The 16,310-nt window shown below is 66.9% G+C and carries 13 protein-coding genes; 5 read left to right on the forward strand and 8 right to left on the reverse strand.

All coding sequences use genetic code 11. The annotated features are described in order from the left end of the window. Positions 1-599: alpha/beta fold hydrolase (locus tag NP3_RS08080; protein ID WP_063039321.1), on the reverse strand; the 599-nt coding region annotated here is incomplete at its 3' end. Beyond that, the gene (locus tag NP3_RS08085) at positions 596-1,597 is read right to left on the reverse strand and encodes a VOC family protein (RefSeq protein WP_063039323.1); all 1,002 of its coding nucleotides are present in this window, start codon (positions 1,595-1,597) and stop codon (positions 596-598) included. The genes NP3_RS08085 and NP3_RS08080, both read right to left, overlap by 4 nt. A gap of 250 nt (positions 1,598-1,847) precedes the next feature. On the opposite strand from NP3_RS08085, the gene NP3_RS08090 reads away from it, so the two are divergent. Further along, positions 1,848-3,449 carry an FAD-dependent oxidoreductase gene (locus NP3_RS08090; RefSeq protein ID WP_063039445.1) on the forward strand — a complete coding sequence of 534 codons (1,602 nt, stop codon included), beginning with the start codon at positions 1,848-1,850 and terminating at the stop codon, positions 3,447-3,449. Between the two features lie 259 nt (positions 3,450-3,708). Then, the gene (locus NP3_RS08095) at positions 3,709-4,602 is read left to right on the forward strand and encodes an IclR family transcriptional regulator (RefSeq protein WP_063039325.1); all 894 of its coding nucleotides are present in this window, start codon (positions 3,709-3,711) and stop codon (positions 4,600-4,602) included. A 49-nt stretch (positions 4,603-4,651) separates the two neighbouring features. On the opposite strand, the gene NP3_RS08100 is transcribed toward NP3_RS08095, so the two are convergent. From NP3_RS08100 to NP3_RS08110, 3 genes are all read right to left on the reverse strand, one after another. Further along, complete coding sequence (locus tag NP3_RS08100) at positions 4,652-5,158, reverse strand: DoxX family protein (protein ID WP_063039327.1); 507 nt, start codon at positions 5,156-5,158, stop codon at positions 4,652-4,654. A 32-nt stretch (positions 5,159-5,190) separates the two neighbouring features. Continuing rightward, on the reverse strand, positions 5,191-5,454 hold the full coding sequence (locus tag NP3_RS08105) for a hypothetical protein (RefSeq protein ID WP_063039329.1): 264 nt from the start codon (positions 5,452-5,454) through the stop codon (positions 5,191-5,193). A gap of 144 nt (positions 5,455-5,598) precedes the next feature. Further along, complete coding sequence (locus tag NP3_RS08110; protein ID WP_063039331.1) at positions 5,599-9,042, reverse strand: serine/threonine-protein kinase; 3,444 nt, start codon at positions 9,040-9,042, stop codon at positions 5,599-5,601. 302 nt (positions 9,043-9,344) lie between these two features. Between NP3_RS08110 and mftA the strand changes: the two genes are divergently transcribed. Continuing rightward, positions 9,345-9,443, forward strand: a complete 99-nt coding sequence (gene mftA / locus NP3_RS47705; protein WP_157124187.1) for a mycofactocin precursor MftA — start codon at positions 9,345-9,347, stop codon at positions 9,441-9,443. On the opposite strand, the gene NP3_RS08115 is transcribed toward mftA, so the two are convergent. From NP3_RS08115 to NP3_RS08125, 3 genes are read right to left on the reverse strand one after another with little or no spacing between them, the layout of a single operon-like run. After that, the gene (locus NP3_RS08115) at positions 9,437-10,822 is read right to left on the reverse strand and encodes an amidohydrolase family protein (protein WP_063039333.1); all 1,386 of its coding nucleotides are present in this window, start codon (positions 10,820-10,822) and stop codon (positions 9,437-9,439) included. The genes mftA and NP3_RS08115 overlap by 7 nt on opposite strands. Beyond that, a complete protein-coding gene (locus tag NP3_RS08120) occupies positions 10,809-12,353 on the reverse strand; it encodes a CoA transferase (protein ID WP_063039335.1) in 1,545 nt (514 codons plus the stop codon). Before NP3_RS08120 ends, NP3_RS08115 begins: the two co-directional genes overlap by 14 nt. Further along, on the reverse strand, positions 12,350-13,405 hold the full coding sequence (locus tag NP3_RS08125; RefSeq protein WP_063039337.1) for an enoyl-CoA hydratase/isomerase family protein: 1,056 nt from the start codon (positions 13,403-13,405) through the stop codon (positions 12,350-12,352). Before NP3_RS08125 ends, NP3_RS08120 begins: the two co-directional genes overlap by 4 nt. A 138-nt stretch (positions 13,406-13,543) precedes the next feature. Between NP3_RS08125 and NP3_RS08130 the strand changes: the two genes are divergently transcribed. Beyond that, positions 13,544-14,320: an enoyl-CoA hydratase gene (locus NP3_RS08130; RefSeq protein WP_063039339.1), complete on the forward strand. Its 777-nt coding sequence runs from the start codon at positions 13,544-13,546 to the stop codon at positions 14,318-14,320. 234 nt (positions 14,321-14,554) lie between these two features. Further along, entirely contained in the window at positions 14,555-16,246 is a 1,692-nt protein-coding gene (locus NP3_RS08135; RefSeq protein WP_063039341.1) for a hypothetical protein, read from the forward strand. The last annotated feature ends 64 nt before the right edge of the window (positions 16,247-16,310 follow it).

A 16,310-nucleotide genomic window follows, 5' to 3' on the forward strand; every position in this document is an offset into this window, starting at 1 on the left:
GGATCGAACATCGAACCGAAGATCGCCTTCATCCGGTCGATCACGCCCTCGGCGGTGGCATTGCGCATGCGTTCGTCGACGAGCTCGTCGGTGATCAGCGCGGGGTTGAACACCATCGCCTTGATCCAGGCGATCATCCGATCGCGGGTGGGATCCCCGAGGAATTCGAACAATCGCTGAAAGCCCTCGCTGGGGTCGGCCTGGAAGATACCGACCGAAAGTCCGCCCGAGCCCATGATCGCCATCCGGCGCACCCGTTCGGGATGCAGGGCGGCCAGTTCCGCCACCACCGCTCCGCCCATGGAGTTGCCGATGAACACCGCGGAATCGATGCCGAGGTGATCCATCAGCCGCGCGATCCACTTCGCGGCGACCACCGGGTAGATCTCGTCGAGTTCAGGCAGCGCGCTACCGCCGAAGCCCGGCAGATCGGGTGCGATCACCCGGAACTGCTCACCGAGGACCGGCAGATTGTGCTGAAAGTTCGACCAGGCGCTGACACCGGGACCCGAACCGTGCAACAGAATCAGCGGCTCACCCGCACCCACCTCGTGGTAGTTGAAGGTGAGCCCGTCGACATCAGCGGTCCGCTGCGTCATTTCAGACCCGCGGACGGCGAGGTGCTGAGGAATCCGGCGCCCGGGCCGACGTCGAGGACGTCGCCGTACCAGGTCTGGCCGTACTGCAGCTCGGGCACCTTCCACTCGAGCGCCTGCCAGTCCGGATCCATGATCAGGTACCCGCCGGAGTAGAGCTCGACGCGGTGACCGGAGCCGGGATCGTGAATGTAGAGGTACATCGCCTGGCCGATGCCGTGCTTGCCCGGACCGTGCCCGTAGTCGATCTCGAGGTCACGGATCTCGTCCGCGGCCCGCAGAATGTCGTGGTAGTTCTCGATATTGAAGGCGATGTGGTGGAAGCGTGCCTTCGCGTCCTCACCGTTCACGCCGATCGCGATGTCGTGCACCTGCGGTGTCACCGACAGCCAGGACGCCATGATGGTCTCCGGGAACTGCGGGATCATCGCGAACTCACGGCGCTTGAAGCCCAGCGCGTCCTGCAGCCACTGCTCGGATTGGTTCACCGTGCTCGCGCTGGTCTGCACGTTCAGATGGTCGAGGCGGCGCACGCCGAAACCGCGGCGGCGCGAGCTGTTACTCGGCAGCTTCGAGCGCAATTCCGCTGGCGCGAGCGGCTTTTCGATGTCGTAGTAGAGCTCGAACGGGTGCTCACTGCCCGGCACCAGGAACCGGATGGCGGTGCCGCGGCCCACCTCGTGCCCGGCGGGCAGCTCTATCGTCTCGATCTCCTGCCGCTGGAGCTGCTCGTAGAACAGCTCGACATCCTGCGGGCGCTGGACCCGGAAGCTGTAGGTGTTCACCGTGGCCTCGTCCTGCTGGGTCAGCACGAGCGAGTGGTGGGTGAGCTCCTGGTAGCCGCGCAGGTAGGCCACGCCGTCGTCGGTCTGCGCGACGACCTCCATGCCGAGCAGGTCGCGGAAGAACCCCAGCGAACGCTCCAGGTCCGTCGTGCCGAGATTGATGCCACCCGCGTGGGCGATCCGAGGGCCGGGATCGTAGTCGTGGGAAAGAGTCATGCGAGCTCTCCTTGAAATCGATTGACGGCCAGGAACGCTAATTCGTGTGGCGTGCGCCACCAGGAGAATTTCCGCCCACCGGAAGCCATGCGTTCGCGGTGGCCGGAGGAGGCACTGCTTCCGCACAGCGGGAACAGATCCCGGCCCGATAGCCGCAGCCCCCACACTCGGGAGGTCCATGCCCCGGGTGACCCAGGTCACTGGGCGGGCGATGGCAGGAGATTCGCGGTCTGGAAGCAAGGAGATGGATATGCCCGCTGACGAGGAAACCTACGACGTCGTGGTCGTCGGGTCCGGAGGAGGGCTGGTCGGCGCTTATGCCGCCGCGTCTCGTGGCCTGCGCACACTCGTCATCGAGAAGACCGATCGCTTCGGCGGCACAACCGCCTATTCCGGTGCGGGACTGTGGTTTCCGGGCAGTGCCCCGCTGCGGCGCGCGGGCGTCGAGAATGATGTCGAAACCGTGCGCGGCTACCTCCGGGAGATCGTCGACGATCCATCCCGCGAAGTCATGCAGGACGCCTACCTGCGCACCGGGCCGCAGCTGATCGACGAAATCGAGCAGAACCCGTGGTTCGGGTCCTTCACCTACCAGCCGGTGCCCGACTACTTCGCGGAGAAGCCGGGTGCGACGGCCGCGGGCAACACCATCTTCCCGGCCGAGCTCGAGGCCGCCGAGCTCGGTGATCTCGCCCCGCTGATCCGCGACCTGCTGCCCAACGAGCTCTCGGGCGCGGAAGCCGGACCCCTGCTCACCGGCGGCCGCGCCCTCATCGCGCGAGCGCTGAAGGCGTTCCTCGAGACCGGGAACGGCTCCTACAAGCTCGAGACCGCGCTCGAGAGCCTGATCGTCGAGGGCGACCGGGTGGTCGGCGTGGAGGCGGTCAGCAAGGGCGAGCGGGTCCGGATTCGCGCTACCCGCGGCGTCATCCTCGCCGCGGGCGGATTCGAGCGCAATCGCGAGCTGCGCGAGAAGCACAAGGTCGCCCCGTATCACGGTGACTGGTCCGACGGCGCTCCCGGAAACACTGGCGACGCGCTGCAGGCGGCCGTCGCGATCGGAGCAGCTACCGAGTTGCTGGATCAAGCCTGGTACGTACCCGGTGTTGTCCAGCCCGGCGGACGGCCGGTCTTCCACACCGGTACGCGCAGCGGCATCTGGGTCAACAGCGTGGGCGAGCGTTTCATGAATGAACTGCTGCCCTACGACCGGGCCGGGCGCGAGATGCTGCGGCAGCACAAGGAGACCGGCGTCGCGCACATTCCGTGCCACTGGATCTTCGATCAGCGCCACATCGACCGGGACAGCTTCGGCGGCGACCCGGCCGTACCGCCCCGCCCCGAGTGGTTCGAATCGGGTGCGCTGCGCAAGGCCGACACCATCGAGGAGCTGGCCGACCTCATCGCCGTGCCCGCCGAGAACCTCCGCAAGTCGATCGAGGAGTTCAACTCCTATGCCGACAAGGGGGTCGACGAGAAGTTCCACCGGGGCGAGACCGTCTGGGACCAGATGGCCCAGTACATCGTCGGATTCCCCGCCGGACCCGTGATGAACTACGTGAATCCACTCGACAACGGCTACCCGAACCCCCTGGTGGCGCCGATCGACACTCCGCCCTACTACACCGCCACAGTCGCGCTTGCCGACATCGGCACCAAGGGCGGCCTGAAGACCGACGAGAACGCCCGCGTACTGCGCGAGGACGGCGAGCCGATCGCGGGCCTGTACGCCAGTGGTAACACGATGGCCGCCATGTCCGGCCGGGTGTACCCGGGCGCGGGGACACCGGTCGGCTCCTCCCTGGTCTTCTCGTATCTCGCGGCGCTCGACCTCGCAGGCGCCGCCGAGTGACAGGCGGCCCGATGACCGAGATTGCTTGAGCACGAGCAATATTCAGTAACCTGAGCCTCGGCCGGGAGCGAACAACTCCCGGCCGATCCCAGGAGCGCCCGGCGGCGAGGAACAGTCGGGATACAGATCAGTACCCTCTTTTTCGGCAAAATTCTCTGTACCGATCTGTATAAATTTGAGCGATTTCCGCCGAAACGGTGCCTTCGCGTGGTTAGACTGGCCGCTGAAGTTCGAGTCTCCGAAGTAAGGAGGCGCTGAAATGACCTCGATGTTGAGGATCAGTGAAGCTGCCGACGCCGCAGAGCAGTCTGCGTTATCCCCCTCGCTGGTAGAACGCATGACGTTGATCATGGAATCGTTCGGGGGCGCGCAGACGCGCCTCACGCTCGAGGAGGTCAGCGGCCGGACCAACATACCCCGGTCCTCGACCCACCGCATTCTGAAACATCTCGTTCAGCTGCGCTGGCTGGAGCGCGACGGCCGGGAGTACGGCCTCGGATCCCTGGCATTGGGTCTCGGGGGCCGAGAAGACGGCCACAACGCATTGCGCGCCGCGGCATTCCCGCTGCTGCACGCGCTGGCGGTGCGCACCGAGATGGTCGTGCACCTGGCCGTATTGGACGGCACCGAGGTCTACTACCTGGATAAATTCGGTGGCCGGGCCGCGGTGGAAATTCCGTCGCGAGTCGGTGGCCGCGCCCCCGCCCACTGCACGGCCATCGGCAAAAGCATGCTCGCATGGTTGTCACCCGAGCGGGTCGACAAACAGTTCAAGGGCGCGATCCAGAAGCGAACCACCCGAAGCATCAGCGATATCGGGATCCTGCACCAGGAATTGAGCCGGATCCGGGCGCGCAACGGCCTGGCCTTCGAGCGCGGCGAATGTTATTCGCATATCGCCTGCGTCGGTGCGGCGGTGCGCGGGCCCGACGGGCCGATCGGCGCGATATCCATCGTCTGCGACGCACAGGCCGCGCTCGAACGACTGGCGCCGCTGGTCGCCAATACCGCGCACGCGATATCGGAGAAGCTGTTCGGCGTCGCGCCGCAGCCGGAACGGCCACGTCACGTACCGGCCACACCACGGATCGCCTTGCCCAGTGAAGCGCTCGGTGAACTTGTCGCCATGGGTGAGCGGGGCGCGTGGTTCTGAGATGACGAACGGCCCCACACCACCATCGGTGCGGGGCCGCCGAATTCCCTTATTCTGCCTGCGCTTTCGGCCGCCAACTCACGGCAAGCAAAACCGCCGCGCCGCCGACTCCACCGATTACCGCGATGGCCAGTCCGAGACCACCGTCGAGGGTCGCGTCGATGCCGAGCGCACGATCCAATGACGCCTTGCCCGGCCCGATGGCCGCGATACAGGCGGCCACCACGGCCAGCATCAGCACATATTCGTAGCCGTCCTTGAATACGAAGAAGCCGTTCTTCCGATGCGCGATGATCGCGGCCACCGCCATGCTGCCGACGATGAACGCTGCCGCGGGCGCGGTGAGCAGTCCGGCCGCGAAGGCGATTCCGGCTGCCAACTCCCCCGCACCGCTCAATGTCGCATGGACCCGGGGCGGCCGCAGCCCCATCGAGGCGAACCAGCCCGCCGTACCGGCCACGCCACCCGGGCCGAACAGGTGGTTACAGCCGTGCGCGGCCATGGTCAGGCCGACCACCAGCCGGAGCGCCAGGATCGCGGCATCGATCATTGTCATGCGAAAAGAGACTCCTCATTGTCGAGATCCGGCTACGACGTCCACAGCCGCGCACAGGGCAGCGGAAGCAGCCCCTCGGAAAGCTTCGTATCGATGTCGACATCGACGCCCAATCCCCGCACGGCCGCCGCGAAACACTCGGCGGCCTCCCGGGCCGCGCGATACTGCAGCGTGGGGTGCCCACGAAAACGCACTCGGATACGGCAATCGTCGCAGCGCGGGCGGGACCGCCGCAGCGATATCGGCTGCCAGTCGGGCTGGCGCTCGAACACCGTCGATGTGTCGTATCGGGCCATTGTCGTTTCCTCGTCGTGCAGCTATCGGCGTGCCGCTTCCCGCACGGGGCAGATGAAATGGCAACCAATTCAGTGCACTTAATATAGACTCAGCGATTGGGCGCGAATAGACGAGTGTGACCCACGCCACAAATATCTCGAGGACTATCGCCGACGGGTACCCGCGGGCAGTAATTGCGTCAGAAATGACAGCGGCGTCTGCCGCAGCGCCGGATCGGTACCGATGAGCGCGACGATGGCGGGCTCGATGGCGGCTCCGGCATCGGCGGCCAACCGCGGCAGGCCGAGTTCGGCGCACTGCGTCAATACCGGATCCAGCACGGCGATGGCCTCTTCCAAGCGGTCTGCGGTTGCCAGGCAGCACGCCGATAGCAGTCGCGCCTCCAATAACGCCCGCGGGCGGCGTTGGCGCTCGAGGCCGCGGACCAGCCGCTCGGCCAATACGGTGGCGGTCTCGGCGGCCCCGGCCGAGCGATCCGTCAGTAGCAGCCGTATTGCCGAATCCCACTGGATTTCCGAGGTGAGGATGGTGATTCCATCTCCTTCGGCGCGATAGGGCTCGAGTCGCTCGAGTGCCGCCGCCTCGTCCGCGGCGATGGGCAGGCCGAGGCGGATTCGCTCGTTGACGATGCGGGCGGCCAGCCGGGGCAGCGCGAGATTGCGGGCCATCTTCGCGCCCTCGGCAAGTCGCTCCCGCGCCGCCCCGAGATCGCCCCGCAGCGCCGCGATCCGCGCGCCGATTCCATATGTTGCCGATACGAATTCGACCGCTCCACCCTCGGGTCCCGCCTTGACGCTCTCGTCGAGCAGCGCCTCCGCTTCGTCGAGTTCGCCCCGCCAATAACACATCGCACCGAGCAGTGCGCCCGTCATACGCGTGATGTAGGAATGGCGGCCGGTTTCCAGTGCCAGCGACCGAGCGGTTTCCAGATGCGCCTGCGCCGCCGCGATATCGAGTTGCTCGAAGGCGGCCACACCGGTCAAGCCGTAGCTGTGCAGTAAGCCGGTCGGCCCCTTGACCCGGGCCCGATGCGGCGCCACCCACCGCTGCCACCGGTACACCTCGTCGAAGTCGAACCGATAGAGGGCGGCTGCCGATCCGATCCCCGCCGCGACGGTCGCGATGAACGGGTCGACCTCCGACTCGAGCCGATGCGCGACGTACTCCGGCAATTCCGCGAATCGGTCGGCGGTGAGCCGGCACGCGGCCCGCGCCAGCACGGCCTCGAGTTGGAGTTCGGCGGTATCGCCCGCATCCGGCCGATCGGCGCCGAGCACCGCGTCGACCCGATCCAGGGCCGCCTCGGCGGCAACCGGCCGCTGCAGCGAGATATTGCCCCAAGCCACGAAGAGCTGCAGGCGCGCACTCGATACCGCGACCGCGGTCGGCAGTTTGGCGACCAGCCCGAGCAGGGTGGCCGTCCGGGCACTCTCCAGCAATTCCGTCGCGCGCTCCTCGATCAGGCGCAGCGCACCCGACGAATCATGGGCGGCCAGTGCGTGATCCACCGCTTCGTTCAACATCGCGTGGTCGGCGAACCAGTCGGCCGCGATGCGATGCAGCCGGATGCATCGATCGGGATCCTGTTCGGCGAGCCTGCGGCGTAGGAAATCGCCGAACATGCGGTGATAGCGGAACCACTCGAAGTGGTCGCCGACATTGTCGCGCAAGTCGACATTGCGCAGGAACAGATCTCGCGCCTTGACCTGCTGCAACAGCTGTGGGGCAGCGGGACCCGACAGCGCTTCGGCCAGTCCGGCGCAGATCTTCTCGGTGATCGAGGTCGCCAGTAGAAAGTCCAGCAGGTCCGGATCCAGAGTGTCGAGCACGTTCTCGACGAGGTACTCACCGATCGCCTCGTGCCGACCCGACAGTTGATCGATGAATTCGGCGGGATCACTGCTGCCGCGCAGCGACAGTGAAGCGAGTTGCAGCGCCGCGATCCAGCCTTCGGTCGAGTCGAGCAGTTCGGCGACCTGCGATCTGCCCAGCGTCAGGCGATTGATGTCGAGCAGGAACGCCGCCGATTCGGCATCGTCGAATCGCAAGTCGTCGGAATCTATTTCGACCAGTTCGTCGCCGACGCGCATCCGGCTGAGCGGCAATCCCGCACGCGTTCGGCCGGTGACGATCACCTGCAGGTGATGACATCCGTTGTCCAGCAGGAATTCCATGGCGGCGCGGGTACCGGCATCGGTGACCAGGTGCCAGTCGTCGATCACGACGGCGAGCGGCGCACCGCTGTCGTGCACTTCATCGATGAGCGATGCCAGCACGTATCGAGTGGCATCGTTGGAACGCTCCTCCAGCATCGTCACCAGCCCGCCGGCCAGATCCTGGCGAGCCCGGCGAATCGCCTCGACCAGGTGGGCGAGGAACCAGACGACATTGTTGTCGTCGTGGTCGATCGTCAACCACGCGACCGACACCCCCTGTGCGGTAAGAACATCGCGCCACTGCGCGGCCAGTGTGCTCTTACCGAAGCCCGGCGGCGCGTGGATGAGCAGCAGTCGGCGATTGCCGCCCTCCTGCAGTTTGCGCAGCAGCCGCGGCCGGTCCACCAAGGGGCGGCCCGAGGTCGGCGGACGATACTTGGTCGACGCGACCGGCGGTGGCACGGTGGTCCGCGGGCCGGTCCCGCGCTGTGCGGGCACCATTATCGGCCCGGACCGCGGTTCGTGCGCATCCCCGGGCACCGCCATGGCGTCCACATCGAGCCCGCAATTCCGTTGGACATCGCGCAGCAGATAGCCGAATTCGACTGCCGTACGCGGTCTTCGGTCCGGATCGGTGGCCATCGCGGCCTCGATCGCGGCGCGGAGTTCGGCGGGGATGTCGACTTCACCCAGGTCGGGCCCGGGTGTCGAGGTGACTCGAACGAAATGCGCGAGCACGGCCTCACCGGACTGGCGTTCGACGGCCGCGTGCCCGGTCAGCAGGCAGAACATGGTGGCGCCGAGGCTGTATACGTCCGAAACCGCAGTCGGCGGCGCGCCCCGCAGCACCTCGGGTGCGATGAATGCGGGCGTACCGGTGATGTGTCCGGCAGAGGTCTCGAATCCACCGCCGATATGCGCGATGCCGAAGTCCGCCAGCTGCGGCTCCCCGTAATCGGTCACCAGAATGTTCGCGGGCTTCACATCCCGGTGCAGCGTGCCCGTCCCATGCGCCGCGGCGAGCGCCCCGGCGATCTTCACTCCGATCGACAGCAACTCCTGCCACGGCAGCGGTCCCGTCGCGCGCAGTCGCGCATCGAGCGATCCGCGCGAATGGAAGGGCATGACGATGAACGGACGACCGTCGGCGATCACATCGGCCTGATGCACCGCAACGATATTGGGGTGACCCGAGAGTCGGCCGAGCGCGTGCTGTTCCCGGACGAAGCGCTCGCGTTCGTCACCGCTGATCTCCGAGGTCAGCACCTTGACCGCGACCGTCCGATCGAGCGAGGGCTCGAGACACCGATAGACGACGCCGAAACCCCCGCGGCCGATCTCCTCGGCATCCTCGAATCCGGCGGCGGTCAGTTCGGCGGCGATCCCGAACCGGATATCGCGCTGCGTGCGTTCGTTCTCGTAGTCGGACATGGCGAATCGGCTAATCGACCGGCGTCGATCCGCGCGAACCCCCGAAGCCGCAATGTCCGACCATACGATCACCTCTCGAGGCAAAACCGCCGACCCCGACCTGCCGATCATAGTCGGGAAAGCCGAGCTCCGGTGGGGTTGCCGAGGCAGCACCGGGATTCCGGGAAGCCGTTGCGGACGCGATCTCCAGACGTACTCGAGATCGTTCCGCTCAGCGGGATCCAACAGACGCCGTCGCCGGGCGCTCGCTATCGTCCAATATTTGTCATCAACTGACGAATTCCATCGGCGAGGAATACCGGCTGTGCGAGGAACAGAGCATTGTGCACGAGTCCGACCTGGTAATCGCTGACGTGCTGGTGGAAGAGGTCTCGATCGACGGTATGTGCGGCGTCTACTGACCCGAATACACGAGGTCACCCGCCACGATGGTCGCCGCGACGATCTCGGCATCGAGGTGGTGGGCGGCCTCGTCCGGCGGCAGCGACAGCAGCGTCAGGTCGGCGACCGAACCCGGGGTGATCCGGCGGGGCGTCGCCGGGCTGTCGGGTGCGCCGAAGAACAGTGCCAGCGCTTTGCGGACCGACACCGCTTCCGCGACATGGAATTCCGTCGGCCGATGTACCGCGGCACGCACTACCGACCACGGATCGGGTGCACCGAATGGCGCATCGGACCCGGCTGCGACGCCAACCCCGGCATCGAGCAGTGACCGCAGCCGCCACAGATCGGGCAGATCCTCCGCGGGCACCTCGTCGCGGTACTGCTCGGCTCGTTCGACCACGAAATGCGGCTGGGTGACGACCGGAACTCGCTGTCCGCGCAGCCAATCCAGCGATTCGTGCGGGATCACCGCACCGTGTTCGATCCGATCCCCCGCTCGCACACCGGCCAGGTCCAGCGCGGCCATGGTCAAAATGAACTGCACCCGCGTGACGCAGTGCACCGCCACAGCCCGGCCTGCCGCATGAATCGCGCGCAGCCGGTCGGCGAATTCGTCGAAAGGGGGTAGATCGAAATCGTCGAGCACGATCTTGGTGGGGCCCAACGTGAATCGGGTGCCGCTGGGCTCCAGCACTTCGGGAGGAGCCATGCAGTGCACCCGCTGGACGATCCGCCCGGTTTCGACCGTCTCGGCCAGTTGGTCGATATCGGACTGTGCGAGTCCCGGGGTCGCGTCGGTGAATCCGGTTAGGCCCATCGTCGCGGCGGTGGCGCTCAGTGCGGCCAGATCCGTTGTCCGCGAGTCGATTCGCTCTCCGAGCCAGGCGTCCAGTCGGCGCAGCCGCCCGGTCGGCCGCCCGGTCTCGTCACGTTCCACACCCTGCGTGTCATTGCTGTCCAGGCCGACCAGCTCACATGCCATCGAGTTGAGCTGCCACAGCACACCCGTGCGGTGCTGCACGCGCACGGGCCGGTGCGGGAGCATCCGGTCCAGCACCGCGCGATCGAGGGGTCCGGCTACCGATTCGTGGTAACCTGTGCCGCGAATCCACTTGCCAGGAAGCAGCTTTCGATCGGTTTCCTGTAGCCGCGCCGCCAACTCGGTTGCGGTGCGCACCTGCGGCGGGCCCAGTGGAACCGAATCGTAGGTCGCGGCGAGCGAACGCAGATGGATGTGGTGGTCGTGCAGTCCGGGCAGCAACCAGCCGCCACCCGCGTAGATCTCGTCCTCACCCGGCAGGCGAACCAATCCGGTCGCGCATTCGGTGATGACACCGCCGTGGGTGCGCACGTCCATCCGGCCCGAACCGAATACCTCGGCATCACGAATCAACATGCGGCACAACTCGTTTCATTCCACTCCGTTGCGGCACACGCGGACGTAGCACCCGCTGCGAACGACCGTGGCGCGGGCATTCGACAACCCAATCCGCACCATCGGCACGCACTCGATGCGGTCCATGGGTGAGCGCGGGGGCCGAGGCGAAGGCGGCGGCAGTGGCGCGCATGGACAGGTCGATCAACTGTCCCCCGCCGCCGAGAACGGCGCAGCATACCGCCAGTGCCGCACAGATTCCGGTGAGCGGATCGGCGATGGCGTCACCGCAGAACACCGGCTCGCCCGCGTCCCAGCCGACCAGGCCGCCCGCCACCGCCGCATCGTCGCCGAATGCCACGCGCATCGGCTCGGCGCGTCCGTAACCGGTCAGGCTCAACCAGACCTGCCCGTCGCGATGCATGCGGTCCCCGGGAGCCAGCCCCAGTTGAGCCATCGCCCGCGGCCGGGATGCCTCGATCACCACGTCCGCGGTGGACACCAACTCGCGCAGCGTTTCCCGCCCTGCGGGTGTGTGGAAGTCGACGGCGATCTGTTCATGGCCGCCGTGGAGCCAGTCGAAGAAGCGAGGATCACCGCGGCGCGCGCCATCCGGGCGTCGCGTGCTCTCCACCTTGATCACCCGCGCACCTGCGCGGCCGAGCAGGTGGGCACACAGCGGTCCCGCCCACATCGAGGACAGATCGACGACCACCAACCCATCCAGCCGCGCTCCGACGACCGGTTGGGCTATCCGGCTTGTCTGCCACGGGCATTGCGGACCGGGCGTCGCGGATGATCCGGCGACACGGTGTGCCGCGTCGTCGGGCACCCGAGTGGCAGGGTGCGCATCGACAGGCAGCGCGTCGAAGGGGTGTGCGGCGGCGGGGTCCGCGTCGACAGGCATAGCAGCGTCGGGGGGCGCAGTAGCGGACAGCGCGTCGGCAGGGCGCGCGTCGGCAGGGCGCGCGTCGGCAAGCAGCGAATCGGCAGGGTACGCGGCGGATGGCAGCGCGGCGGCGGGAACGCCGAGTAACTGTGCTCGGTCGGCGAGGTCGGTTGCGGTCCACGCACGGGCGGCCGTGGTGAGCGCTTCCCACGGATCGTCGGCCACCGAATCCATCCCCAGGATCGCGGGCACCGAGTCGATATCGTCTTGGCGGCTCAAGGTGATCGCGCACCAACCGTCGGAGGTGCGCAGCAATCGACCGGCTCCGCCCGCGGTCTGCCGACCGCCGCGCCGTAGGTTCAGCAATCCGGCTCGACCGACCAGGAGCAGGCCCGGATCGGCACGAACCTCGGAGCCGATCTGCGCGGTGATTCGCGCCAGCGCCTCGGTGGTCTCGACGAGTAGTCCGTATGCCGCCGCGGGCGAGACAGCGGGAGCACCATCAGGGCGTCCGGTCAGATCCATCGCGCCGGACGCGGCCCAGGCGAGCGCCGCGCACTCCGGCTGCGTTTCGACCGGGCGCGACAGAACATCGGACGGGCACAGCGACCGCACCCAGTCCCGCAGCACCGCTGCCGTAGCCGAGGCATTCGTGGCGATCAACTCCTCGTCTGTTCCACCGCGTCGACCATGCCCCACTCCAGTGCGGCCAGCGCGGTCAATCGCTGTTCGGTCAGCATCAACCAGGCCGCGCGCCAGCGGCCGATCCGCCGCGGCACGCTGACGGTACCGCCCGCTCCGGGCACCAGGCCCATCCGCAGTTCCGGGAATGCGAAGAAGGTGTCGGGGGCGGCGATCACCGTGCCCGCGAACGCGGCCACCTCCGCGCCCGCACCGATGCATGCTCCATGGGCACGCACCGTGACCCGGTCCCGGATGCGGTCGATGATCCGCCATGGCGCCCGGTCCAGCCGGACCAGATACGCGGCCACCAGATCCGTCGCCGTACCGAATTCGTCCAGATCGCCGCCGCTGCTGAAAACCGGTCCCGCCCCGTTGATTTCGACGGTGGTGAGCGTGGCATCGAGGTCGGCCAGGCGCACCGCCTCCAGCAACTCCTCACGCAGCCGCATGCTGAGTGCGTTGCGCCGCTGCGGGTGATTCAGCGTGATCGTCAGGCGATCGTTGTCGCGGTGTGTCCGGACCAATGCATGCTCCGGCGGTGCGACCGTGCGCGGCGCGCCACGCTCGGCCAGCCAGCGCTCGAATTCGGTGCCACCGAGGAGCATCGAGTACAGCGCCGCCTCCGCCGCCAGCGCGGGCACGGTCGGCAACCGCACCGTTTGGCGCAGCAACTGTCCACACGCGACGGCCGCGCGGGGCGAATGTCGCACCGCCGTTCCCAGCAGATCGAGTGCGGCATCGATGTCGTCCACCACGACGGTCTGCGGCACCGAGTTCGCCGTGGCGTCCGTGGCGAGGGTGAGCGTCGCCGCCGCCAGCAGTGGCGTCAGGCCGGGTGTCACCGGCCCACGCAGCACCCCGATGACGAGCGGTAGCGCCTGATTCATCCGCTCGGCGGTCCTGGCGATTCGGTCCGGTGTTTCCCTGCCGAATGCGTCCAGCGCGACCACCACCATGGGTGTCGCGGGAGTTCCGTCCGCGGTGAGCTGCACCGCGAACTCGTCGAACAAATCGATCCCCGAATCCGGCATAACTAAAAACTAACCGCGTCGACGAGAGGGACCAACCGCATCGACGCTCCAGTCGTTCATGGCCGGGACCGACCGGAAAGAGTATACCTAATCTGGTTAGAGTAGCTCATGTCCGATTCTCGACCCGGAAGGCCGACAATGACCGATCAGCCCGATGTCCTCGTGGAACGCACCGACACGATCGTGCGGCTGACCCTCAACCGCCCCGACCGGCTCAACGCCCTTACCGGCGACATGATGAACGAGGCCGCGGCCGTCGTCGAGAAATTCGGCGACGATCCGACCGTTCGGGTATTCGTCGTGACCGGCAATGGGCGGGCATTCAGCTCGGGAGCGGATCTTTCCAACTCGGCCAGTAATGGTCCGCAGGTCGCGACGCTCGACGCGGCGAACCGGTTGATCCGCGCCCTGCGCGCCGCACCCCAACCGGTGCTCGCGGCGATCAACGGTCCCGCGGTAGGCGTCGGATGTTCGCTGGCCCTGGCCGGGGACATCACCGTCGCCCGGGAATCCGCATACTTCCTGCTCGCCTTCGCCAATGTCGGTCTGATGCCCGATGGCGGTGCCACCGCCATGGTCCCGGCTCTGATCGGGTATGCCCGCGCCGCCCGCATGGCCATGCTGGCCGAACGCATTCCCGCACCGCTGGCTGCCGAATGGGGCCTGATCGGCCAGGTGGTGCCCGATGCCGACTACGATGCCGAAATCGCAAGGCTGGCAACCAAGCTCGCCAACGGGCCGACGGCGGCATACACCCGCACCAAGCGCGCGTTCAACGCGATGGCCCTGGCCCAACTCGACCAGGCGCTCGACCTGGAACGCGAAGGTCAGTCCGCCCTCTTCGAGACCGCTGATGTCGCCGAGGGCATCGCGGCGTTCAAAGCCAAGCGCACGCCAGGTTTCATCGGCCGCTGAGCGAGTTCGTCAGATACCACAAAAATCAGCGGAACCTGTTACAGATTCTTCACAAAAGCCCTGCTCATCATGGATAGTGCGGCGCGACTGCGTGATTGACACCGAGGAGGGCGACTCGTAGCTTCGGCGGACCGGAACGGGAATCCGGCCCGACGAAGGGAACTCAGCGTGATACGGCGTGTGTGGTCAGATCTCTGGTCGGTAAGAACATGGTGGCGCGCAATAACTTCGGCGATGGCGGGTGTCGCGGCGGCAGCCGTGCTGGTGCCCGCACACGCACAGCCGAGCGACGCCGAGCGAACGGAAGTGCCGGTGATCTCCACATCGGCGATCTCATCGGTCACCGAATCCATTGTAACCGTGCAGATTCCGCTGCCGGAGTCGGTCGGACCGCATCCGCGCGCCTGCGACCGACTGTCGTATCTGCGCTACCGCGACATCGACGGTCCGCGTCGCTCCGCCGATGCGGACGCTGTTCTGATCGCCCAGCCCGGCATCTTCGAAGGCGCGGGAGCATTCGACGGCGTCGCCCGTAACACCGTGGCCGCGGCCGCGAAAGTCGGTCGGCATGTGGAATTCTGGGCGCTGGATCGCCGTTCCAACTGCCTCGAGGACCACACCGGAATCCACGCCGCCCTCGCCGACGGAGACGTCCATCGCGCTGTCGACTACTACTACCGAAATGCCGAGATCGATGGTCGCCGGTTCGACGGCTACCTGCTCGACGACCGTTCGGCCTGGCTCGGCCACCTCGGCATCGCACAAACCGTGCAGGACGAATTCGACCTGCTCACCGCCGAACTGCCGGATCCCGCGATGCGCGGACAGAAGGTGCTGTGCGGCGGCCACTCGCTCGGTGGCATCGTCACCGGCGTCTTCGCCGAATGGGATTTCGACGGCGTCGCCGGTGGTGATCAATGTGCGGGCTATTTCGCACTGGACTCCGCGATCGACACCTCGCTCTCCGCGCTCAACGGGATCCCGGACATGGTCGATCTGTCCATCGGCGGCCGCGGCTACGATGCCGTGGCGGCCGGGCTCGTCAGCGGCGCACTCCCGCGAGTGCTGGCGCTACCGGCGGTCATCAACCCGGAGACGATGAACCTGCTCGGCATCGCGGGGCTGGCCGCATATCTGGCGCCCGACACCGAATCCGATCTGGCACAAAACATTCCGAACAGCCTCAATCAGGAAGCCACCTATCGGGTGCTGATGTCACGCGATGCCGCGACCGCGGCCACCGGCTCGCCATCGGTCCGCGACTTCCGAGTCACCAACGCCGCCGTGCTCGGCGCCTTCCTCGACGCCAACTCCCAGCCACTCGCACTGCTGCAAACCGGATTCGGATTCTTCGACGGTGGACCGGTGGCCGAGAAGAACTTCCCGGTTCCCGGCGACATCGCCGCGATACCCGCGCTGCATGGACTGACCGGCACGATGCTCGGTCCCGATCGCAAGGCGATCCCGGCAGCCCCCGACGGACCGCTCTACACCTGGCGCGACTACGACCGGCTCGCGGATGTCGCCATACCGGTCGACAGCCACGGGGTCCCGTTCACCGATTCCGGACAGGAGGTAACCGACCTGCGGGACCTCTCGCGCAGTCTGGCGGCACAGCCCTTGGACTTCACCGAGTGGTACTTCCCGACCGAACTGGCCGCCGATACCTACCAACTGCACGCCCCGGACATCGCTCGGCACATCACTCACCCCGGCGCCATCGACGCCCACCCCACCATCAACCTGATCGGCGGCTCCGGAATCGCCATCGCCAGCGGACATCCCGGTCGCGGCAGCACCGTGGTCGCGCCCGGCTACCACCACCTCGACGTACTCACCGCCGCCACGAACCAGAACAACGGGCGACCCGAGATCGTCTCCACCACACTCGCTCAATTCGCTCTCACCACCACCGGTCCCCATTGATCGGAGGTGTACCCAGGTACACCATCGTTTCGGGACCTCACTCCCTGGGCTCGCCGCTCCGGCG

Source organism: Nocardia pseudovaccinii NBRC 100343, assembly GCF_001613225.1.
Taxonomy (GTDB): domain Bacteria; phylum Actinomycetota; class Actinomycetes; order Mycobacteriales; family Mycobacteriaceae; genus Nocardia; species Nocardia pseudovaccinii.